This window comes from Curtobacterium sp. MMLR14_006 (genome assembly GCF_001864985.1).
Taxonomy (GTDB): Bacteria; Actinomycetota; Actinomycetes; order Actinomycetales; family Microbacteriaceae; genus Curtobacterium.
In genome coordinates this window covers 498071-519138 of record NZ_MJGU01000012.1, presented here as the reverse complement: position 1 = coordinate 519138, position 21068 = coordinate 498071, and the positions used below count along the sequence as shown (strand labels likewise).

The following is a 21068-nucleotide window of genomic DNA, read 5'->3' as shown; positions in this document are numbered from 1 at the left end:
GTGGACAACGCAGCCTTCCCCGTCACGACCGACGCCGTCCGCGGCCTCATCGACCACGCGATCCTCAAGCCGGAGCTCACCCGCTCGGACGTGGACGCCCAGCTCGACGAAGCCGCCGCGTACCGGGTCTTCAGCGTGTGCGTGCGCCCGGGCGACGTCACCCACGCCGTCACCCGGTTGCAGGGCACCGGCGTCGGCGTCGGCACCGTGATCGGCTTCCCGCACGGCACCACCTCGACCGAGGCGAAGGTCGCCGAGTCGCTGCAGGCCCTGGCCGACGGCGCCTTCGAGCTCGACATGGTGCAGGACATCGGCGCGGCGAAGTCCGGCGACTGGGAGCGCGTCGAGCGCGACGTCCGCGCGGTCGTCGACGCCGCCGGCTCCACCGTGGTCAAGGTGATCCTCGAGACCGCGTTCCTCACCGACGACGAGATCGTCGCGGCATCGCGTGCCGCGCAGTCCGCCGGCGCCGCCTTCGTGAAGACCTCGACCGGCTTCGCCGGCGGCGGCGCGACGGCCGAGCACATCGCCCTCATGCGGCGCACCGTCGGTGCCGACACCGGCGTGAAGGCCTCCGGCGGCGTCCGCGGCCTCGACACCCTGCTCGAGATGGTGCACGCCGGCGCCGACCGCATCGGCACGAGCGCCTCCGCCCGCATCCTCGACGAGGTCGCCCACCGCGTCGAGACCGGTGCCGCGTCGTCGCTCGGCGACGACACCTCGTCGTACTGACCGACGAACAGCACCCGACCCCGACGACCCGACCCATCCCCGCACCAGGCCGGTGACCGCCGGACGCGACGTCGCGTCCACAGGCCGCACCGGGCCTCCAGACCGCCGCATCGGAGCGCGCATGTCCAGCACCGCACCCCTGTCCACCACCCTGGCCCTCGCCGTCGACCTCGGCGGGACGAAGGTCGAGGCGGCGCTCGTCACCGACCAGGGTGTCGTGCTGCCGGCCACCCGCTTCCGCAGCCCGACGGGCCCGGAGCGGACGTCGGACGAGCTGCAGGCCGCGGTCGACGAGGTCGTGACCGCCGCCCTCGCGACCCTGCCCGCCGACGCGACGCTCGTCGGTGTCGGCATCGGGTCCGCCGGCCCGGTCGACGAGGAGCACGGGCTCGTCTCGCCGCTCAACATGCCGGTGTGGCGCGGTCACCCGCTCCGCGACCGCATCGCCGCCCTCGTGCCCGCCGGCGTCCCGGTGACGCTGCGCATGGACGGCCTCGCGATCACGCTCGCCGAGCACTGGGTCGGCGCCGCGCAGGGTTCGGACCACGTGATGGGCATGATCGTCTCGACGGGCGTCGGCGGCGGCTTGATCCTGCACGGCCGCACCGTCAGCGGTCCCACCGGGAACGCCGGGCACATCGGCCACGTCGAGTGCGGCGGGTACGACGACCCCTGCGCCTGCGGCGGCACCGGCTGCCTCGAGGCGATCGCCAGCGGACCGAAGACCGTCGCGTGGGCGCGCCGGCAGGGCTTCGCCGGCACGACCGGCGAGGAGCTCTCGGCCGCCTACGCCGCCGGCGACGAGATCGCCGTCGCGGCGGTGCGCCGGAGCGGTCGGGCCCTCGGGCAGGCCATCGCAGCCGCCACGAGCCTGGTCGACCTCGAGGTGGTCGCGATCGGCGGCGGCTTCTCGCACGTCACGCCGGACCTGTTCGAGTACGCCCGCCAGGCCGTCGCCGAGCGCGTCGAGTTCGGGTTCGTCACCAAGGTGCGGATCGTGCCGACCGCCCTGTCGCAGGACGGCCCGCTCATCGGCGCGGCCGCCCTGGTGCACCGGGCCGACGTCCTGCGCTGAGGGCCGGCGAGAGGCCCTGCGCCCGGTCGGTCTGCTCTCCACAGGGGCCGGACGCCGTCGTGCTGGTCGGGCAGGATGACGGGGTGCCCCGGTCCCGTCTCGTCACCACGGACGACTGGCCGGAAGCCGAACTCCGCGGTGCTGTCCTCGCCGGTGAGCTCGTCGCGGTCGGACCGTGCTGGGCCTCCCCAGCGACGCCGCAGGACCCGTCACTGCGGGCCGAGGCGGCTGCCTGGGTGCTCCGTGACCCGCGGATCACCGCCGCGGGACGGACGGCGGCCTGGATCTGGGGAGCGCTGTCACGCCCGCCCGACCCGATGGACGCCAGCGTCTCCCCGCGGGTGCGGCTGACCACCGGTCCGGCCGTCCGGCTGCGCGAGGTCACGCTGCACGACGACGACGTGGTCCGCGTGGGCGAGCAGCGCGTCCCGGTCACGACCCCGGTCCGCACCGCCCTCGACCTGCTCCGGACACCGGGACCGTCGTCTGGCCCGCGGTCCGACGCCGTCGTCGGGCTGCTCGCCACCGGTGCCGTGACCGCGGAGGAGCTCCACGAGCGGCTGCGCGGCCTCGGGACGATCCCGATGGCCCGGCAGGCCGAGCGGCGCCTGCGGGACCTGCTCAGCCGGCGCTGACCCGGTAGACGTCGTAGACGGCGTCGATGCGCCGGACGGCGTTGAGCACGCGGTCCAGGTGGATCGTGTCACCCATCTCGAACACGAAGCGGCTGAGGGCCAGGCGGTCCGAGGACGTCGAGACCGTCGCGGACAGGATGTTCACGTGGTGGTCGGTCAGCACCCGGGTGACGTCGCTGAGCAGCCCGGACCGGTCGAGGGCCTCGATCTGGATCTGGACCAGGAACACCGACTTCGACGACGGCGCCCACTCGACCTCGATCATGCGGTCGGGCTCGTTCATCAGGGACTTCACGTTGGTGCAGGACGACTGGTGCACCGAGACGCCCTGACCGCGGGTGATGAACCCGACGATCTGGTCACCGGGGACCGGGGTGCAGCACTTCGCGAGCTTCACCAGGATGTCGGGGGCACCACGGACGAGGACGCCGCTGTCGCTGGTGCGGAGCTGCCGGCTCGTGACCTGCCGCGGGAACGACAGCTCGGTCTCGTCGGTCTCGGTCTCGGTCTGGACGCTGCCGAGGACCTTCTCGATCACCGACTGCGTGGACACGTGGCCCTCGCCGATCGCTGCGTACAGGGCGGAGACGTCCTCGTACCGCATCGACGACGCGATCTCGGCGATGGTGTCCTGGCTCATCAGGCGCTGGAGCGGCAGGTTCTGCTTGCGCATCGCACGGGCGATGGCGTCGCGGCCGTGCTCGATCGCCTCTTCGCGGCGCTCCTTGGTGAACCACTGCTTGATCTTGTTCCGCGCCCGGGGGCTGCGGACGAACTGCAGCCAGTCCTGGCTCGGGCCGGAGTCCGGGTTCTTCGACGTGAAGATCTCGACGACGTCGCCGCTCGACAGCTGGCTCTCGAGCGGCACGAGCCGGCCGTTCACCTTCGCGCCCATCGTGCGGTGGCCGATCTCGGTGTGCACGGCGTACGCGAAGTCGACCGGGGTGGCGCCGGACGGCAGGCCGATGACCTTGCCCTGCGGCGTGAAGACGTACGTCTCCTTCGCGCCGATCTCGTAGCGGAGCGAGTCGAGGAACTCCCCCGGGTCGCTCGTCTCGGCCTGCCAGTCCGTGATGTGGGCGAGCCACGCCATGTCCTGGTCGTCGGTCGTCGACGAGGCACCGACGTCACGACCGGCCGCACGCTGCTTGTACTTCCAGTGCGCGGCGACACCGAACTCGGCGCGCTGGTGCATCTCGTGCGTGCGGATCTGGATCTCGACGGCGCGACCCTGGGGCCCGAGCACCGAGGTGTGCAGCGACTGGTACAGGTTGAACTTCGGCGTCGCGATGTAGTCCTTGAAGCGGCCGGGCAACGGGGTCCAGCGCGCGTGCACCGACCCGAGCATCGCGTAGCAGTCGCGCACGGTCGGCACGAGCACCCGGATGCCGACGAGGTCGTAGATCTCCTCGAACTCACGCCCGCGCACGATCATCTTCTGGTAGATCGAGTAGTACTGCTTCGGTCGGCCCATGACCTCGCCGCGGATCTTCGCGGCCTTCAGGTCCTTCTTGAGCGTGCCGATGACGGTCTGCACGAACTGCTCGCGCTTCGGCTGGCGTTCCTTCACCAGGCTGTCGATCTCGACGTAGAGCTTCGGGTGCAGGACCGCGAAGGACAGGTCCTCGAGCTCGAGCTTGATCATCTGGATGCCGAGCCGGTGCGCGAGGGGCGCGTAGATCTCGAGCGTCTCCTTCGCCTTGCGCGTGGCGGAGGCGGACTCGACGAAGCCCCAGGTGCGGGCGTTGTGCAGGCGGTCGGCGAGCTTGATGACGAGCACGCGGATGTCCTTCGACATCGCGATGACCATCTTGCGGACGGTCTCGGCCTGGGCGCTGTCGCCGTACTTGACCTTGTCGAGCTTCGTGACGCCGTCGACGAGCATCGCGATCTCGTCGCCGAAGTCGATGCGCAGCTGGTCGAGCTGGTAGTCGGTGTCCTCGACCGTGTCGTGCAGCAGCGCGGCGGCGATGGTGATCGCGCCGATACCGAGGTCGGCGAGGATCTGGGCGACGGCGACGGGGTGCGTGATGTACGGCTCACCGGACTTGCGCTTCTGCCCGTCGTGGGCACGCTCGGCCACCGAGTACGCCCGCTCGATGAGCGTGACGTCGGCCTTCGGGTGGTGCGACCGGACCGTGCGGATGAGCGTGTCCACCGCGCCGGCCGGCTGCGCCCGCGAGAACAGGCGTGGCAGCAGGGAGCGGAGCGAGCCGAGGTTGCCGGTGGTGTTCGGCCCGATCGGACTCGAGGGCCGCGGGGCGGAACCGGGGCGGCTCGGCGCGGACGGCTCTTCGCGGGTGTCCGTCATGATGCGCCTCCCAGGACTCGGTCCGAGAGCTCGATCCGAGCTCGATCCGACAAGACTACGCGTGTCCGGTCAGTGCTCGTGACGGGGTTCGCCCTGGGCGTCGCGGACGACCGGCTCCCCCGACTGCTCCCAGGCGACCATCCCGCCGGCCAGGCTCACCGCGGGGACACCGGACTGCTCGAGGGCCGCCACGACACGGGCGGAACGGACGCCGGAGTGGCACACGACGACGGCCGGCTCGCCGCCGCCGTCGATCTCCTGCCACCGGTCGACCAGGGCGGACATCGGCACGAGCGTCGCCTCGGCGGCGTGCACCTCGTCCCACTCCCCCTGCTCGCGGACGTCGAAGAGCCGGGCGCCGGCGTCGAGGCGGCGACGCGCCTCGGCGACGTCGATCTCGTGCACGTCGATCGGCATCAGACGTCCGCCGTCGCCGCGTCGACCTCGCGCTGGCGCTTCTCCGCAGCGGCGGTCTTCTTCGCGTCGGCCTGCTTCACCTTCGGCTCGTTCTCGCGCAGGTGCGCGTACATCGGCGAGGCGATGAAGATCGTCGAGTAGGTGCCGACGATGATGCCGATGAACAGGGCGAGCGAGATGTCGCGCAGGGTGCCGGCGCCGAGCACGTACGACCCGATGAAGAGGATCGCCGCGACGGGCAGCAGCGCGACGACCGAGGTGTTGATCGAGCGCACCAGGGTCTGGTTGACCGCCAGGTTCACCGACTGCACGAAGGTGCGGTGGGATTCCTGGCTCGTGTTCTCGCGGACCTTGTCGAACACCACGACGGTGTCGTACAGCGAGTAGCCGAGGATCGTCAGGAAGCCGATCACCGCGGCGGGGGTGACCTCGAGGCCGACGATGCCGTAGACGCCCGCCGTGATGAGCAGGTCGTGCAGCAGCGCGACCATCGCGGAGAGCGACATCTTCCAGGTGCGGAAGTACAGCGCCATCACGACGGCGGCGAGGGCGAGGAAGATCACCAGGCCGCGGATGGCCTGGGCGAGCACGTCGGCGCCCCACGTGGCACCGATGAACGTCGCGGCGACCTGCTCGTCGGGCACGTCGTACGCCTTCGCGAGGGCGTCCCGCACCTCGGTGGTCTCACGGTCGGTCAGCTGACCGGTCTGCACGCGGAGCCCGTGCGTGCCGAGCTGCGAGACGCGCGGGATGCCCTCGGGGACGATCTCCTCGACGGTGTCCGTCGCGATGCTCTGGTCGGTGTTCCGGACGTCGGAGAGGGTGAACTCGGAGCCGCCGGTGAACTCGATGCCGAGCTGGTAGCCCCCGCGGAGCCACGGCACGGCGAGCGAGACCACGATCGCGATGACCGCGATGAGGTACCACGTCTTGCGGCGCCCGACGATGTCGTACGAGCGCTTGCCCGTGTAGAGGTCGCTGCCGAACTGGCTGAAGCTGGCCATCAGTCGTCCTTCCCGTCCGGCGTGGTGCCGTCCTGCCCGGAGGCCTGCTGGGCCTTCCGCTCCGCGATGGTCTGGCGGCGCTGGGCCTCGCCCGCGCTGCGCTGGCGCTTGCCGTCCACGACGGGCGCGCGGAACTGTGCGCGACCGCGGTAGACCGCGCCGAGGGCGGCGGGGTCGAGTCCGCTGAACCGGTGGCCCTCGCCGAAGAACCGGCTGCGGGCGATGAGCTGCATCATCGGGTGCGTGAAGAGCACGACGACGACCACGTCGATCAGGGTGGTCAGCAGCAGGGTGAACGCGAAGCCCTTCACGTCGCTGACCGCGAGCACGTAGAGCACGACCGCGGCCAGGAAGTTGATCGAGTCCGACGCCAGGATCGTGCGGAGGGCACGCTTCCATCCGGCCTCCACCGCGCTCTCCAGGCCACGTCCGTCGCGCAGTTCGTCGCGGATGCGCTCGAAGTACACGATGAACGAGTCCGCTGTGATGCCGATGGCCACGATCAGACCGGCGACCCCCGCCAGCGAGAGGCGGTAGTCGACGCGCCAGGACATGATGGCGATCACCAGGTAGGTCAGCACGGCGGCGACGCCGAGCGACAGGACGGTGACGAACGCGAGCGCCCGGTACTGGATGAGCGAGTAGATGATCACGAGGATCAGACCGATGAGGCCGGCGACGAGACCGCCGACGAGCTGCGCGGTGCCGAGGGTCGCCGAGATGTTCTCGTTCGACTGCACCTGGAAGTTGATCGGCAGCGCGCCGTACTTCAGCTGGTCGGCGAGGGTCTTCGCGGAGTCGGCGGTGAAGTTGCCGCTGATCTGCGCCTTGCCGTTCGGGATCGCGACGTTCGTGGTCGGCGCGCTGATCACCGAGCCGTCGAGCACGATCGCGAACTGGTTCTGCGGCTGCTGCAGCTTGACGAGGCGGTTCGTGACCGTCCCGAAGTCCTTCGTGCCGGTGCCGTCGAACGTCAGGTTGACGACCCACTGGCCCGTCGAGGTGCCCTGCGAGTCGGTGCCGAGGCCGGAGGTCGCGTTGCTGATGTTCGCACCGGAGACCTCGACCGGACCGAGGATGTACTTGCCGGCGCCGTCCTGGTCGCAGGTGACGAGCGGCTCGTCGTCGGGCGCCGTCGTGACGTCGTCCGGGGCCGAGCAGTCGTAGTTGGTGTACAGGTCCTGCAGCTTGGGCGTGACCCAGGCGAGGTCGCTCGCGTTCGTCGGCTTCGTGCTCGGCGTCGCGGCGAGCGAGGCGGGCGGCGAGTACGGCGTCGGCGAGGCGCTGGACGAACCGGCGTCACCGACGGACGAGTTCGTCGCGGCCTGGGTGTACAGGACCGGGCGGAACGTCAGCTTCGCCGCGGCTTCGATCCGGTCGATCGTCGCCTGGTCCGGCTTGCCCGGGATCGACACGACGATGTTGTTCGTGCCCTGCGTGTTGATCTGGGACTCGGAGACGCCGGTCGCGTTGATGCGCTGTCGGATGATCTCGACGGCCTGGTCGAGCTGCTGCCGCGTGACGGAGCCACCCTCGGTGTTCTGCGCCGCCAGGGTCAGCTGCGTGCCGCCCTGCAGGTCGAGCGCCAGCTCGGGGACCCAGCTCGCACCCTGGTACCACTTGTCGGTGTCGTCCTTCGAGGAGCCGGCGAGGACCGACGCGGCGGTGTTCAGGCCGGCGAGGATCGCCATCAGGATCACCAACCAGGTGAGCGAGCGAAGCGCCTTCTTGACGGGTGTCGATCGTGCCACCGGTCGTCTCGTCTTTCTGTCAGGACCGTCGGCACAGCGTGCGACGGCGTCGGAGGGCCGCCGGGTCAGTCGACCCGGCGGTCGAGGGCGTCAGTCGTCGGACTTGCGCTTCGTGGGGTCGGTGTCCTCGACCCGCTCGCCGTAGACCGGCTCGCCGTTCAGTTCGACCACGCCGGGCTCGGCCGGCGTCGTCGCCTCGGCCTCGGGCGTCGCGGTGGTCACGACGTCGTTCGCGGTGTCGTCGACCACGCGGGACAGCGTCTGCCGGTGCACGGTCACGACGGTGCCCGGGGCGATCTCGACGTCGGCGGTGACCTTCTCGTCGTCGACGGAGAGCAGGGTGCCGTAGAGGCCGAAGGAGAGCATGACCTTGGCACCGGGGACCATCTTGTCGGCGATCTCGGCCTGCTGCTTCTTGCGCTTGCGGCTGCTGTAGAACATGAAGGCCGCGAACGCCACGATGATGACGATGAGGATGACGGATTGGTCCATGGTGCGATGCCTTCTCTGGTATTTCGGTTTCGGGCCGTAGCAGTCTAGGGCACGGCACTGGACGCGGTGTGTCGGTCCGGTGATCCGCTGTCAGTCCGTGGCGTCCTGGTCGTCGAACAGCGCCGGGGTGGCCACGGCGCCCTGCCCGGGGGTCAGTCCGAGGTGGCGCCAGGCGAGCGGCGTGGCGATGCGACCGCGGGGGGTCCGGGTGACGAGACCGACGCGGACGAGGAAGGGCTCGACGACCGACTCGACCGTCTCGGACTCCTCGCCCACGGACACCGCGAGCGTGTTCAGCCCGACGGGCCCGCCGTCGAAGCGGGTCAGCATCGTCTCGACGACGGCGCGGTCGAGCCGGTCGAGTCCGAGCTCGTCGACGTCGTACAGGTCGAGTGCGCCCTGCACCGCGGCCATGCCGTCGGTGGTGCGGTGCACGAGGGCGTAGTCGCGGACCCGTCGGAGCAGTCGGTTCGCGATGCGCGGCGTGCCGCGGGAGCGCCCGGCGATCTCGCGCAGGGCCGTGCGGTCGATGTCGAGTTCGAGCAGGTGGGCCGCGCGGATGAGGACCTGCTCGAGTTCGTCCTTCTCGTAGAACTCGAGGTGGGCGGTGAAGCCGAAGCGGTCACGGAGCGGGTTCGGCAGCAGGCCGGCGCGGGTGGTCGCCCCGACGAGGGTGAACGGCGCGAGGTCGAGCGGGATGCTCGTCGCGCCGGCTCCCTTGCCGACCATCACGTCGATGCGGAAGTCCTCCATGGCCAGGTAGAGCATCTCCTCTGCCGAGCGGGCCATGCGGTGGATCTCGTCGATGAACAGGACCTCGCCGGGCACGAGCGAGGAGAGCACGGCGGCGAGGTCGCCGGCGTGCTGGATGGCGGGTCCGCTCGACATGCGCAGGGGCCGACCGGACTCGTGCGCGACGATCATCGCGAGCGTCGTCTTGCCGAGACCGGGCGGGCCGGCCATCAGGATGTGGTCGGGGGTGCGGTCCTGCAGCGCGGCCGCCTTGAGGAGCAGGTCGAGCTGCCCGCGGACCTTGCGCTGGCCGACGAACTCGTCGAGCGACTTCGGTCGCAGCGCGCCCTCGAACGCGAGTTCCTCCGGGGACTCGGCACCGGCGGCGGTGATGCCGCTCACCGGCCGGCACCGGCGGGCCGCAGGGCGCCCAGCGCGGCGCGCAGGAGCGCCTGGGTGCCCATCGCGGCGACGCCCGGCTCGGTCGCGACGGTGTCGTCGACGGCACGCTGGGCGGCGTCCTCGCGCCAGCCGAGACCGACCAGGGCGGCGACGACGTCGACGGCGGCGGGGTGCGCGGTGCCGGACACGGTCGCGGCGGTCGGCGCGTGCTCGAAGGCGGCGAGCTTGCCGGAGAGCGCGACGATGATGAGCTTGGCGGTCTTCGGGCCGATGCCGGAGACCTTGCGGAAGGCGCCGTCGTCCTCGGACGCGACGGCGTTCGCGACCTGTGCGGGTTCCATGTGCGCCAGGACGCCCATCGCCGACTTCGGTCCGACCCCGGAGACGCCGCGGAGCAGGTCGAACACCTGCAGCGCGTCGGTCGAGGCGAACCCGAACAGCAGGTGCTCGTCCTCGCGCACGATCATGGCCGTGCGGACGAACACCTCGGAACCGTGGCGCATCGTCAGCGCGTGTGCGGGCGTCACCGTGACGGCGTACCCGACTCCCCCGGCCTCGATCACCACGACCGAGCCGGCGATGTCGATGCAGGTGCCCCGGAGACTCGCGATCATGCTCCGAGCCTAGGGCCGCCCACCGACGACGCCGACCTGCCACGCTGCGGCCGGGCGGCCGCGGCGGCGGCCCGGGCGAGCGGGGTGTCGGCGGTGCCGGCCTGCGCGTCCCGCCAGGCGCGCTGGGCGGGGGTGAGGTTCGTCGGACGCGAGCCGCCGACGTCCGGTGACCCGAGCCTCCAGGCATGGCACACGGCCAGCGCCAGCGCGTCGGCGGCGTCGGCCGGCTTCGGGGCCTCGTCGAGCCCGAGCACGCGCGCGATCATGGTCTGCACCTGCCGCTTGTCGGCGTTGCCGTAGCCGGTGACGGCGGCCTTGACCTCGGACGGGGTGTGCAGCCCGACCGGCAGGCCGCGCGCCGCCGCGGCGTGCAGCGCGAGCCCGGCCGCCTGGGCGGTGCCCATCACGGTGCGGACGTTCGCCTGCGCGAAGACCCGCTCGACGGCGACCGCGTCGGGGCGGTGCTCGTCGATCTCGGCGGCGATGCCGTCGGCGATCCGGAGCAGCCGCTGCTCGAGCGGCATGTCCGGCGGGGTGCGCACGACCGTCACGTGGACGAGTCGTGCGCGCCGATTCGGTGCGACCTCGACGACGCCGACGCCGCACCGGGTGAGCCCGGGGTCCACCCCGAGCACACGGAGCACGGCTACTCGCCCTCGTCCTCGTCGAGCTCGGCCTGGACGTCCGCGGGGATGTCGAAGTTCGAGTAGACGTTCTGCACGTCGTCGGAGTCCTCGAGCGCGTCGATCAGGCGGAACACCTTGCGGGCGGTGTCGGCGTCGACCGGGACCTTGAGGCCGGGGACGAACTCGGCGTCCGCCGAGTCGTAGTCGATGCCGGCGTCCTGCAGGGCGGTGCGTGCGGCGACCAGGTCGCTCGCCTCGGTGATGATCTCGAAGCCGCCGCCCTGGTCGACGACGTCCTCGACGCCGGCGTCCAGCACCGCGGTCATCACGGTGTCCTCGTCGAGGCCGTCGGTCTTCGTGACCGAGATGACGCCCTTGCGCGAGAAGTTGTAGGCGACGCTGCCCGGGTCGGCCATGGTGCCGCCGTTGCGGGACATCGCGGTCCGGACCTCGGCCGCGGCACGGTTCTTGTTGTCCGTGAGGCACTCGATGAGCATCGCGACGCCGTTCGGGCCGTAGCCCTCGTACATGATCGTCGTGTACTCGATGGTCTCGCCCGTGAGACCCGCACCGCGCTTGACGGCGCGGTCGATGTTGTCGTTGGGGACCGAGGTCTTCTTGGCCTTCTGCACGGCGTCGACCAGGGTCGGGTTGCCGGACATGTCGGCACCGCCCATCTTCGCGGCGACCTCGATGTTCTTGATCAGCTTGGCGAACGACTTGGCACGGCGCTGGTCGATGACCGCCTTCTTGTGCTTGGTCGTTGCCCACTTGGAATGCCCGGACACGGTTCTCCTTGCGTATTGCGGAACGTGCCGCCCACTTTAGCGGTCCACGGGCCGTCCACCGGCCTGGAGGCACGGCGCGGCTCCGTCACGCCGGTGCGGACCCGGCGGTCGGTCGCGTCCACCGCCCTACGATGGTGCGGCAGGGAACGAACCACCAGGGGGACGCATGACCGATCCGTTGTCCGCACTCGCCGCGGCCGTCGCCGCGCTGCCCGAGGACCGCGCGCTGCGCCTGCGGTACGCCGAACTGCTCGCCGACGCCGGACGGCACGGCGAGGCGATCGAGCAGGCGGGCACCGTGCTGCAGCAGGCACCGGACGACGCGCAGGCCGCCGGGATCGTGCGGGCGTCCGCCCTGGCCGCCGCTGCGGCGCCAGCTGTCGGTGCGGACGGCCCCGGTGCGGCGGACTCCGGTTCGGAGGGCCCCGGTTCGGCCGCCGGCGGGGCCGGGAGCGGTGGGCCGACGGCGGGCCCGGCGACGTCCGCGCAGGGCGACGGCATCGACTGGTCGGCGCTCGAGCGGTCGATCGCCGACCCGACCGAGCCGCCGTTCCTCGAGCGGGCGGTGACCGAGGACGGCGAGGCGGTCGCCGCCGTGCCCGAGGACGCCGACCCCGTGGTCGAGGTCCGGCGCGAGACCGTCCGGCTCGCCGACGTCGGCGGCCTCGAGGTCGTGAAGCGCCGCATCGACGAGTCCTTCCTGCAGCCGATGGCGCACCCGGAGATCGCGGCCGCGTTCGGCAAGCAGCTCCGCGGGGGCCTGCTGCTGTACGGGCCGCCCGGGTGCGGCAAGACGTTCCTGGCCCGTGCGATCGCCGGCGAACTCGGAGCGCACTTCCTGTCCGTGACGCTGACGGACGTGCTCGACAAGTTCATCGGCGAGAGTGAGAAGAACGTGCACCGCGTCTTCCGCGAGGCACGGCGCCACGCCCCGGCGGTGCTGTTCTTCGACGAGATGGACGCGATCGGCGGCAAGCGCAGCGGCAACACCTCGTCGTCGTTCCGGAACGTCGTGAACCAGCTCCTCGTCGAGATGGACGGCGTCGACTCGCAGAACGACGGCGTCTACGTGCTCGCCGCGACGAACCACCCGTGGGACGTCGACGCCGCGCTGAAGCGCCCGGGCCGGTTCGACCGGATGGTCCTGGTGCGCCCGCCGGACGAGGACGCCCGCGAGGCGATCCTCCGCGGCCACCTGCGGAAGCGCCCGATCGAGGGCATCGACCTCGACGACCTCGTCCGACGGACCCGCGGGTTCTCCGGCGCCGACCTCGAGCACCTCGTCACGACCGCGGCCGAGAAGGCCATGACCGACTCGATCCGCTCCGGCGCCGTGCGACCGGTGCGGATGCCCGACCTGCGCGACGCCCTCAAGGAGGTCAAGCCCTCCATCGGCCCGTGGGTACAGGCCGCCCGCAACGTGGCGGAGTACTCGAACAGCAGCGGCGAGTACGACGACATGGCCGAGTGGCTGCGCGAGGAGCGCGAGCTCTGATGCCGGACGCCGTCGACGTCGTCGTCGAACGCGCGGACGCCCTGCTCGGGTTCGGGCGCCCCGACGAAGCCAGGACGGTCCTCGCGGCGGCGGTCGCCAGCGCGCCGGACGACGTGCGGCTCTGGGCGACGCTCGCCCGAGCGGAACGGGCGCGGCACGACCACACGGCGAGCCGGGTCGCCGCGGAACGCGCACTGGCGATCGACCCCGAGCACGCTGGCGCGATGTGGACCCGACTCAACGCGCTCCTCAACACGAACGAGCGGCTCGAGGCGAAGCGCGCGGCCGACCGGCTGCTCGACCGCAGCCCCGACTGGGCGCAGGCGCACCTGCTCTGGGCCTTCGCGCACACCCGGTGGTCTCGGGCCAAGCGCACCATCACCGAGGAGCAGATCTGGCCGCTCGCCGACGTGCCGCGGGCCGCGGCCGCCCTCGACCGGGCACTCGAACTGGCCCCGCACGACGCCGTGCTCCTCGCCGACGCCGCCGGGTGCTACCGCGCCCTGTCCTGGACGGACGAGACCTACCGGCCGCAGGCGACGGCCGCCCTCGACCGCGCCCTCGAACTCGACCCGAACAACGAGTGGGTGATGCTCGCGGCGGGATCGGCGATGCACGCACCGGGACGGGTCGCCAACGCGGCCCAGGTGCTCGCGCAGCACCCGACGTCGTGGGAGGCCCTCCGCCGGGTGGACCACGGGGTCTGGAACCTCGTGTCCATCCCGGTGGCGATCGTCACCTGGTTGCTGCTCGCCTCGGTCCTCGGCGCCCACGTGGCGGCGGGCGGCGGCGCGAACGTGGTGACGAAGGCCCTCGGCTGGGCGGTCACCGGAGTCGTGGCTCTCTGGGTGCTGGTGGCCGAGGTGAACTCGTTCGTGACGTTCCCCCGCGGCCTCCTCCGCCGGACCGCGCGTCGCATCCCGCTCGTGCCGGTCGTCCTCGTGCTGACGGCCGTCACGTGGATCGTCGGAACCGGCATCGCGGTGGTGCTGCTCGCCGGCATCGTGCCACCGGACGGCGACCCCGTCGCCACGCTCGTCGCGGTCCTCGCCGTCGCGCTCCTGCTCGAATCGGCCGCGCGGAGCGCGATCACGATCGCCCGTCGACGGACCCAGGTGCGATCGGGGTTGTGGGCCGGAACGGTCGCCGACCGGGGACGCCGCCGCGAGGACGACAGCGACCGGAGCGGAGCGCTCCTCAGCGGCCTGGCCGCCCTCGCCGCGTGGCTCCTCGTCGCCCTGTCGGCGCCGTCCGTCGGCTCCTGGGCTGCGTGGTCGGTGCCGCTCCTGCTGGCCGCGCGGGTGTTCGTGTTCCGGTTCTCGGCGGAGCTGCTGCGCGCTGACGGCGGACGACGCCGACCGCGTGCCGTGGTGGACGCCGTGCTCGCGGGCGTGTTCGCCGCCGCGGCACTGGGCACCGTCGGCCTGCAGGTCGCGACGGCACTCGGCGTCGCCTGACCGCCGGTCGGGGCCCGTCGCCTGGTGCTCGGTGCTCGGTGCTCGGCGCTCGGCCCCGCCGTGCACGGCGGCGCTCCGCGGTCAGGCGGTGCGGACCAGGTCCAGGAAGCGCCGGTGGAAGCGGTCCTCGCCCGCGACCTCCGGGTGGAACGCACTCGCGATGACGTTGCCCTGCTGCACCGCCACCACCTGGCCGTCCGGCAGGGCACCGAGCACGTGCACGTCGTCGCCGTGCTGCTCGACCACCGGCGCGCGGATGAAGACCGCGTGCACGGGGGCCTCGCCAAGGTCCGGCATCGGGATGTCGGTCTCGAACGAGTCGTTCTGCGCGCCGAACGCGTTGCGCCGCACGGTGGTGTCGAGCACGTCGAGCGTCTGCTGCCCCGGGATCCCGGCAGCGATCCGCGACGACAGCATGATCATGCCGGCACACGTGCCGTACGTCGGCAGTCCCCCGCGGATCGCCTCGGACAACGGGGCGGCGACGCCGAACGCGCGGGACAGCTTGTCCATCACGCTCGACTCGCCGCCGGGGATCACGACGCCGTCGAGCGACGCGATCTCCTCCGGTCGACGGAGCGGCACCACGTCGGCGCCGAGCTCGGTCAACGACGCGATGTGCTCACGGAAGTCGCCCTGCAGCGCGAGGACCCCGATGCGGGGCCGGGCACTCACCAGCCGCGCTCGGCGAGACGGTGCGGGGCGGGGACGTCGGCGACGTTGATGCCGACCATCGCCTCGCCGAGCCCGCGGGACACCTCGGCGATGACCTTCGGGTCGTCGTGGAAGGTGACGGCCTTGACGATCGCCGCGGCGCGCTTGGCGGGGTCGCCGGACTTGAAGATGCCGGACCCGACGAACACGCCGTCGGCACCGAGCTGCATCATCATCGCGGCGTCGGCCGGGGTGGCGACACCGCCGGCGGTGAAGAGCACGACGGGCAGCTTGCCCGTGCGGGCGACCTCCTGCACGACGTCGATCGGGGCCTGGAGCTCCTTCGCGGCGACGTAGAGCTCGTCCTCCTTGAGGTTGCGCAGCGCCGCGATCTCCTTGCTGATCGTGCGGATGTGCTTCGTGGCCTCGGACACGTCACCCGTGCCGGCCTCGCCCTTGGAACGGATCATCGCCGCGCCCTCGGTGATGCGACGGAGCGCCTCGCCCAGGTTGGTGGCACCGCAGACGAAGGGGGTGGTGAACTTCCACTTGTCGATGTGGTTGACGTAGTCGGCCGGCGACAGGACCTCGGACTCGTCGATGTAGTCGACACCGAGCTCCTGCAGGACCTGGGCCTCGACGAAGTGACCGATGCGGGCCTTCGCCATGACCGGGATCGACACGGCGGCGATGATCTCCTCGATCATCGACGGGTCGGACATGCGGGCCACGCCGCCCTGGGCGCGGATGTCGGCGGGGACACGCTCGAGGGCCATGACGGCGGTCGCGCCGGCCTCTTCCGCGATGCGGGCCTGCTCGGCGTCGACGACGTCCATGATGACGCCGCCCTTGAGCATCTCCGCGAGTCCGCGCTTGACGCGGTCGGAGCCGGTGATCGAGGTGCCGGGGGTGCTCGGGGTGCTGCTGCTGTCGCTCATGATGCCGACAGTCTAGTGCTGTGCGGGCCAGCCCTCGGCGACGAGTCGGCGGGTCTCGCCGAGCATCTGCGACATCGACTTCGTCCGGGCGATGATCGGGAAGAAGTTCGCGTCGGAGGCCCACCGCGGCACGATGTGCTGGTGCAGGTGCGCGGCGATGCCCGCCCCGGCGACCTCGCCCTGGTTCATGCCGATGTTGAAGCCGTCGCAGCGGGACACCTGCCGGAGCACGCGCATCGCGGTCTGTGTGAGCTCCCCCATCTCGCGCAGCTCGTCCGGGGTCGCCTCGTCGTAGAGCGGGACGTGCCGGTACGGGCAGACGAGCAGGTGGCCGTTGTTGTACGGGAACAGGTTGAGCAGGACGTAGGCGTGCTCGCCGCGCGCGACGATGAGGGCGTCCTCGTCGGACTTGTGCGGTGCCTCGCAGAACGGGCAGTCGTCGCGGTGGCCGCGGCCCTCGCCCTCGCGCCCGGCGTCGATGTACGCCATCCGGTGCGGGTTCCAGAGTCGTTGGAACGCGTCCGGCACCGCGGCGCCGGTCGCGGCGTCGCGGATCACGAGCGGGTCGTCGACCCCGCCGGCACCAGCCGGACCAGCCGCCCCGATCAGGTCCGGTACACCGGTCGGCTCCGGCGCGCCGACCGGGCCCGACGCGTCGGGAGCGGCCCGCGACCCGGGACCGGCCACGTCGACGACGCGGCCGGTCCCGGGGACGGGATCCGTGCCTCCTGGGATGGTCATCAGACCTGCGCGCGCTCGCGGATGGCGGTGAGGATCCGGTCGACGGCCTCGTCGACGGGCACGGCGTTGTCCTGTCGGCCGTCGCGGAAGCGGAACGAGACCGCCCCGGCGTCGCGGTCGTCGCCACCGGCGATGAGCTGGAACGGCACCTTCGCCTTGGTGTGCGTGCGGATCTTCTTCTGCATGCGGTCGTCGGAGTGGTCGACCTCGGCGCGGACGCCGTGCGACCGGAGCTTCGCGACCACCTCGTCGAGGTAGTCGCCGTACTCCGCCGCGACCGGGATGCCGACGACCTGCACCGGCGAGAGCCACGCCGGGAAGGCGCCGGCGTAGTGCTCGGTGAGCACGCCGAAGAACCGCTCGATCGACCCGAACAGCGCGCGGTGGATCATCACCGGACGCTGCCGCGAACCGTCGGCCGCGGTGTACTCGATGCCGAACCGCTCGGGCAGGTTGAAGTCGAGCTGCACGGTCGACATCTGCCAGGTGCGGCCGATGGCGTCGCGGGCCTGCACCGAGATCTTCGGGCCGTAGAACGCGGCGCCTGCCGGGTCGGGGACGAGCTCGAGCCCGGACTCCTCGGCGACCTCGCGCAGCGTGTTCGTCGCGATCTCCCAGACGTCGTCGTCACCGACGTACTTCTCCGGGTCCTTCGTGGAGAGCTCGAGGTAGAAGTCCTCGAGGCCGTAGTCGCGCAGCAGCGAGAGCACGAAGTCGAGGGTCGTGGTGAGCTCCTCCTTCATCTTCTCCGGCGTGGTGAAGATGTGCGCGTCGTCCTGGGTCAGGCCGCGGACGCGGGTGAGGCCGTGGATGACGCCGGACTTCTCGTTGCGGTAGACCGTGCCGAACTCGAACATCCGCAGCGGCAGGTCGCGGTAGGACCGTGCCTGCGACCGGTACGCCAGGATGTGCATCGGGCAGTTCATCGGCTTGAGGTAGTAGTCGGCGCCCTGGCGGGTGACGTTGCCGTCCTCGTCGCGTGCCTCGTCCATGTGCATGGCCGGGAACATGCCGTCCTTGTACCAACCGAGGTGACCGGACTGCTCGAACAGGTCGCCCTTGGTGATGTGCGGCGTGTAGACGAACGAGTAGCCCTCCTGCTCGTGCCGACGGCGCGAGTAGTCCTCCATCTCGCGGCGGATGATGCCGCCCTTCGGGTGGAAGATCGCCAGTCCGGACCCGATCTCGTCGGGGAAGGAGAACAGGTCGAGCTCGGCACCGAGCTTGCGGTGGTCGCGCTTCGCTGCCTCTTCCAGGCGCACGAGGTAGGCCTTCAGCTGGTCCTTGTCGGGCCAGGCGGTGCCGTAGATGCGCTGCAGCTGCGGGTTCTTCTCGGAGCCGCGCCAGTAGGCCGCCGCCACGCGCATGAGCTTCGCGGCGTTGCCGATCCAGCGGGTGTGCGGGACGTGCGGGCCGCGGCAGAGGTCCTGCCAGACGACCTCGCCCGACTTCGGGTCGACGTTCTCGTAGACGGTGAGCTCGCCGGCGCCGACCTCGACGCTCTCGCCGGAGTCGCCGTCGGTCGCCGCACCCTTGAGCCCGATGAGCTCCTGCTTGTACGGCTCCCCCGCCATCAGCTCGCGCGCCTGCTCGTCGGTGACGACCACGCGCCGGAAGCGCTGGGCCTGCTTGACGATGCGGTCCATGCCCTTCTCGATCGCCTTGAGGTCCTCGGGGGTGAAGGGCTCGGCGACGTCGAAGTCGTAGTAGAAGCCGTCGGTGACGGGCGGGCCGATGCCGAGCTTCGCGTCCGGGTTGATCTGCTGCACCGCCTGCGCCAGCACGTGCGCGGCGGAGTGCCGGAGGATGTCGAGCCCGTCCTGCTCCTGCAGGGTGACGGCCTCGGCGGTCTCGCCGGCCAAGACCTCGGCCGCGAGGTCCTTCAGCACGCCGTCGACACGGATCGCGACGACGCCGCGCTCACCGTCGAAGAGCTCGGTGCCCGTCGTGGTCGTCGTCGCGGTCCGGGGCTCGGGTGCCTGGGGAAGCTCTGCGGGCGCGGGGGCGACTGACTCGGTCACGATGATGGGACTCCTCGATCGAATTGGTGCGTCAAGACTAGTGCGCACGCGGGGCCCGCGGACGCGCCTGTGGGATCAGGCCGGGACGGCACCGAGCGTCGCGACGGGCAGGCGCGGCTCGAGCCGCTCGCGCCCGGACAGCCCGTCGAGCTCGAGCAGCGCGGCGAAGCCGATCGCCTGGTAGCCGGCGCGTTCGAGCAGCGTGATGGTGGCTGCGCCGGTCCCCCCGGTGGCGAGCACGTCGTCCACCACGAGCACGCGGGTGCCGGCGGGCAGCTGCCCGGGCCGGAGCTCGAGCTCGGCCTCGCCGTACTCGAGCGCGTACTGCTCGCTGAGCACCTCGCCGGGCAGCTTGCCGGCCTTCCGCACGGTCAGCACGCCGACCTGGTGCTGGGCGGCGATGCCCCCGGCGAGGGCGAAGCCCCGGGCCTCGATGCCGGCGACGGCGTCGAACCCGGCCCCCACCGCGAACGGTGCCGCGAGTGCCTCGCACACGCGGCCGAACGCGACGGCGTCCGAGAACACCGGCGTCACGTCGCGGAACAGCACCCCCGGCTTCGGGAAGTCCGGTACGAGGGCGGTGAGGCGTTCGACGAGTGCAGCTGCGGTTTCGGTCACCCGACAACGGTACGGGAGGCCCGGGGTGCGTCCGACACGGTGGCCGCGCGGCGGCGGACGTGGGGTCGGCGCGGATGCGCTGCGCACGACCGAAGTCACCTCGAACCGTGCGGCGACGTGGTCCGAGGTGACTTTGACTGTGCGACGTTCGACGCCCGGTCCGCCGCGCGCGTTCCGTCCCATCGCGGGCGGCATGGGATGCAGAACCGCGCGTAGGGAGCAGCAACGAACGGTCGCCCATGCGCGGAACCGCCCACCATGCGCGAGACCGCCGACGGCGACGGGCTCGGGAGGCACGCCCCACCCCCTCCGCGCACGTTCTGTCCCATCGCGCGCAGCATGGGAAGCGGAATCGCGCGTAGGAGGCCGGCAGGAACGGACTGCCGAGGCGACAGCGACGGGCTCGGGAGGCGCGCCCCACCCCCGCCGCGCACGTTCCGTCCCATCGCACGCGGCATGGGAAGCGGAATCGCGCATGGGGAGTCGGAACGAACGGCCTGCCGACGCGACGGCGACGGGCTCGGGAGGCGCGCCCCACCCCCGCCACGAACGTTCCGTCCCATCGCACGCGACATGGGAAGCGGAACCGCGCGTAGGGGGCCGGAAGGAACGGCCGCCTACGCGCGGAACACCTCACCACGCGCGGAACAGCTGCCTACGCGCGAAACTGCACCCGAGCACCCGAGCACCCGAGCACCCGAGCGCCCGCGCGCCGCAGCAGCACGGCGCCGTCAGCGCCACTGGCGCAGCGGGGCGGCGGCCTGCTGCAGCCAGCGGTCCTCGCGGGCCTGCCGTTCGCGCTGCAGGCGGAGGCGCGTCGCCGGGTCGGGTCGCGGCCGGACCCGACGGGTGCGGCGGCTCCAGATGATGAGGGCCAGACCGAGGCGGAGCGCGAGTCGGTCGGCGAGGGAGACCCGGCGCGGCGCCGGGTGGAGATCGGGTGGGCGGGTGGTGGTCTTGACGGACACGATGATGCCTTTCGGGCACGACGGAACTGCCCGGCTCGCGGGCACGACGGAATCGTCCGTCGTCGGGCGACGACGGGAATGCGCAGGAATGCGCGCCGCGACCGTCAGGGAATGCCGGACGGTGCGGTACGGGAATGCACGGACCACGAGCGCCGGACTGCACCTCGACACCGTCGGACCCCGATCGTCGCCGACCGACCGTCGCACATCAGGTGTGCGACGACCGGCCGATCGGTGATCGGCGGATCCGCCGTGACCGGAGCGCGATCGGCCTGCGATCGGCTCGGCACGGGCGGTCCGCGACGACGAGGTCAGCGGACGGAGATGTCGGGAGGGAGTCGGACGCCCCGGGTCAGCGGACGCGGAACGGGGTACCGACGCGGCCACGCATCCCACGGAACGGAGTGGTTGCAGGAATCATCATGGTCGGCCCCCTTTCGGTCTCGAGCTGTTCGGGTCGCTGGCTTTCGCGACGCTCGAACACTATCTGCAGGACATTCCCGAGCGCAAGCCTTTCCCGCACATTCTTCCGGAATTGCATTCGCGAATGTCGGGGCGGCGGCCCGCGGACACGACGACGGCCCGGTACCGAACCGG

Annotated in this window: 20 protein-coding genes; 5 read left to right on the top strand and 15 right to left on the bottom strand. The window is 71.6% G+C overall.

Going from position 1 to position 21068, the window contains the following annotated elements; all coding sequences use genetic code 11:
• From deoC to BIU94_RS06020, 3 genes are all read left to right on the top strand, one after another.
• Nucleotides 1-732: a deoxyribose-phosphate aldolase gene (gene deoC / locus BIU94_RS06030; protein WP_083404615.1), complete on the top strand. Its 732-nt coding sequence runs from the start codon at nt 1-3 to the stop codon at nt 730-732.
• A 121-nt stretch (nt 733-853) separates the two neighbouring features.
• Nucleotides 854-1807, top strand: coding sequence for an ROK family protein (locus BIU94_RS06025; protein ID WP_071256355.1), 954 nt, complete (start codon nt 854-856; stop codon nt 1805-1807).
• Between the two features lie 83 nt (nt 1808-1890).
• Nucleotides 1891-2442, top strand: a complete 552-nt coding sequence (locus BIU94_RS06020; protein ID WP_175472111.1) for a type IV toxin-antitoxin system AbiEi family antitoxin — start codon at nt 1891-1893, stop codon at nt 2440-2442.
• Here the strand turns inward: BIU94_RS06020 and BIU94_RS06015 are convergent.
• The 9 genes from BIU94_RS06015 to BIU94_RS05975 all read right to left on the bottom strand — a co-directional run bounded on the left by BIU94_RS06015 (nt 2429) and on the right by BIU94_RS05975 (nt 11579).
• Entirely contained in the window at nt 2429-4753 is a 2325-nt protein-coding gene (locus BIU94_RS06015) for a bifunctional (p)ppGpp synthetase/guanosine-3',5'-bis(diphosphate) 3'-pyrophosphohydrolase (RefSeq protein ID WP_254784763.1), read from the bottom strand. The genes BIU94_RS06020 and BIU94_RS06015 overlap by 14 nt on opposite strands.
• A gap of 69 nt (nt 4754-4822) precedes the next feature.
• Nucleotides 4823-5170, bottom strand: coding sequence for a rhodanese-like domain-containing protein (locus BIU94_RS06010; protein WP_139195873.1), 348 nt, complete (start codon nt 5168-5170; stop codon nt 4823-4825).
• Nucleotides 5170-6174, bottom strand: a complete 1005-nt coding sequence (secF, locus tag BIU94_RS06005) for a protein translocase subunit SecF (protein ID WP_071255373.1) — start codon at nt 6172-6174, stop codon at nt 5170-5172. The genes BIU94_RS06010 and secF overlap by 1 nt, the downstream gene beginning before the upstream one ends.
• The gene (gene secD / locus BIU94_RS06000; RefSeq protein WP_071255369.1) at nt 6174-7925 is read right to left on the bottom strand and encodes a protein translocase subunit SecD; all 1752 of its coding nucleotides are present in this window, start codon (nt 7923-7925) and stop codon (nt 6174-6176) included. The genes secF and secD overlap by 1 nt, the downstream gene beginning before the upstream one ends.
• Nucleotides 7926-8015: 90 nt before the next feature.
• Nucleotides 8016-8417, bottom strand: a complete 402-nt coding sequence (gene yajC / locus BIU94_RS05995; RefSeq protein WP_071255365.1) for a preprotein translocase subunit YajC — start codon at nt 8415-8417, stop codon at nt 8016-8018.
• A 90-nt stretch (nt 8418-8507) separates the two neighbouring features.
• Nucleotides 8508-9551, bottom strand: coding sequence for a Holliday junction branch migration DNA helicase RuvB (gene ruvB, locus BIU94_RS05990; RefSeq protein WP_071255359.1), 1044 nt, complete (start codon nt 9549-9551; stop codon nt 8508-8510).
• The gene (gene ruvA / locus BIU94_RS05985) at nt 9548-10165 is read right to left on the bottom strand and encodes a Holliday junction branch migration protein RuvA (RefSeq protein ID WP_071255356.1); all 618 of its coding nucleotides are present in this window, start codon (nt 10163-10165) and stop codon (nt 9548-9550) included. The genes ruvB and ruvA overlap by 4 nt, the downstream gene beginning before the upstream one ends.
• Complete coding sequence (gene ruvC, locus BIU94_RS05980) at nt 10162-10809, bottom strand: crossover junction endodeoxyribonuclease RuvC (protein ID WP_071255353.1); 648 nt, start codon at nt 10807-10809, stop codon at nt 10162-10164. The genes ruvA and ruvC overlap by 4 nt, the downstream gene beginning before the upstream one ends.
• Before the next feature lie 2 nt (nt 10810-10811).
• Nucleotides 10812-11579 (bottom strand): YebC/PmpR family DNA-binding transcriptional regulator, encoded by a 768-nt coding sequence (locus tag BIU94_RS05975; RefSeq protein WP_071255350.1) that lies wholly within the window; start codon nt 11577-11579, stop codon nt 10812-10814.
• Between the two features lie 166 nt (nt 11580-11745).
• On the opposite strand from BIU94_RS05975, the gene BIU94_RS05970 reads away from it, so the two are divergent.
• Both BIU94_RS05970 and BIU94_RS05965 read left to right on the top strand, forming a co-directional pair.
• Nucleotides 11746-13074, top strand: coding sequence for an AAA family ATPase (locus BIU94_RS05970; RefSeq protein WP_071255347.1), 1329 nt, complete (start codon nt 11746-11748; stop codon nt 13072-13074).
• Nucleotides 13074-14531, top strand: a complete 1458-nt coding sequence (locus tag BIU94_RS05965) for a lipopolysaccharide assembly protein LapB (RefSeq protein WP_071255345.1) — start codon at nt 13074-13076, stop codon at nt 14529-14531. Before BIU94_RS05970 ends, BIU94_RS05965 begins: the two co-directional genes overlap by 1 nt.
• 81 nt (nt 14532-14612) lie before the next feature.
• On the opposite strand, the gene pdxT is transcribed toward BIU94_RS05965, so the two are convergent.
• From pdxT to BIU94_RS05935, 6 genes are all read right to left on the bottom strand, one after another.
• Nucleotides 14613-15206 carry a pyridoxal 5'-phosphate synthase glutaminase subunit PdxT gene (gene pdxT / locus BIU94_RS05960; protein ID WP_139195874.1) on the bottom strand — a complete coding sequence of 198 codons (594 nt, stop codon included), beginning with the start codon at nt 15204-15206 and terminating at the stop codon, nt 14613-14615.
• The gene (gene pdxS / locus BIU94_RS05955) at nt 15203-16123 is read right to left on the bottom strand and encodes a pyridoxal 5'-phosphate synthase lyase subunit PdxS (RefSeq protein WP_071255335.1); all 921 of its coding nucleotides are present in this window, start codon (nt 16121-16123) and stop codon (nt 15203-15205) included. The genes pdxT and pdxS overlap by 4 nt, the downstream gene beginning before the upstream one ends.
• Nucleotides 16124-16135: 12 nt before the next feature.
• Entirely contained in the window at nt 16136-16681 is a 546-nt protein-coding gene (locus tag BIU94_RS05950; RefSeq protein ID WP_071256342.1) for an HIT domain-containing protein, read from the bottom strand.
• A gap of 182 nt (nt 16682-16863) precedes the next feature.
• Nucleotides 16864-18768: a threonine--tRNA ligase gene (gene thrS, locus BIU94_RS05945; RefSeq protein WP_071256340.1), complete on the bottom strand. Its 1905-nt coding sequence runs from the start codon at nt 18766-18768 to the stop codon at nt 16864-16866.
• 192 nt (nt 18769-18960) lie between these two features.
• Nucleotides 18961-19503, bottom strand: a complete 543-nt coding sequence (locus BIU94_RS05940) for an adenine phosphoribosyltransferase (RefSeq protein WP_071255331.1) — start codon at nt 19501-19503, stop codon at nt 18961-18963.
• Between the two features lie 731 nt (nt 19504-20234).
• A complete protein-coding gene (locus BIU94_RS05935) occupies nt 20235-20471 on the bottom strand; it encodes a hypothetical protein (RefSeq protein ID WP_071255327.1) in 237 nt (78 codons plus the stop codon).
• Between the last annotated feature and the right edge of the window lie 597 nt (nt 20472-21068).

Coding starts and splice junctions, on each gene's coding strand:
- BIU94_RS06025 (WP_071256355.1), top strand. CDS start 854: ATGTCCAGCACCGCACCCCTGTCCACCACCCTGGCCCTCGCCGTCGAC.
- BIU94_RS06015 (WP_254784763.1), bottom strand. CDS start 4,753: ATGACGGACACCCGCGAAGAGCCGTCCGCGCCGAGCCGCCCCGGTTCC.
- BIU94_RS06010 (WP_139195873.1), bottom strand. CDS start 5,170: ATGCCGATCGACGTGCACGAGATCGACGTCGCCGAGGCGCGTCGCCGC.
- secF (WP_071255373.1), bottom strand. CDS start 6,174: ATGGCCAGCTTCAGCCAGTTCGGCAGCGACCTCTACACGGGCAAGCGC.
- yajC (WP_071255365.1), bottom strand. CDS start 8,417: ATGGACCAATCCGTCATCCTCATCGTCATCATCGTGGCGTTCGCGGCC.
- ruvA (WP_071255356.1), bottom strand. CDS start 10,165: ATGATCGCGAGTCTCCGGGGCACCTGCATCGACATCGCCGGCTCGGTC.
- BIU94_RS05970 (WP_071255347.1), top strand. CDS start 11,746: ATGACCGATCCGTTGTCCGCACTCGCCGCGGCCGTCGCCGCGCTGCCC.
- BIU94_RS05965 (WP_071255345.1), top strand. CDS start 13,074: ATGCCGGACGCCGTCGACGTCGTCGTCGAACGCGCGGACGCCCTGCTC.
- pdxS (WP_071255335.1), bottom strand. CDS start 16,123: ATGAGCGACAGCAGCAGCACCCCGAGCACCCCCGGCACCTCGATCACC.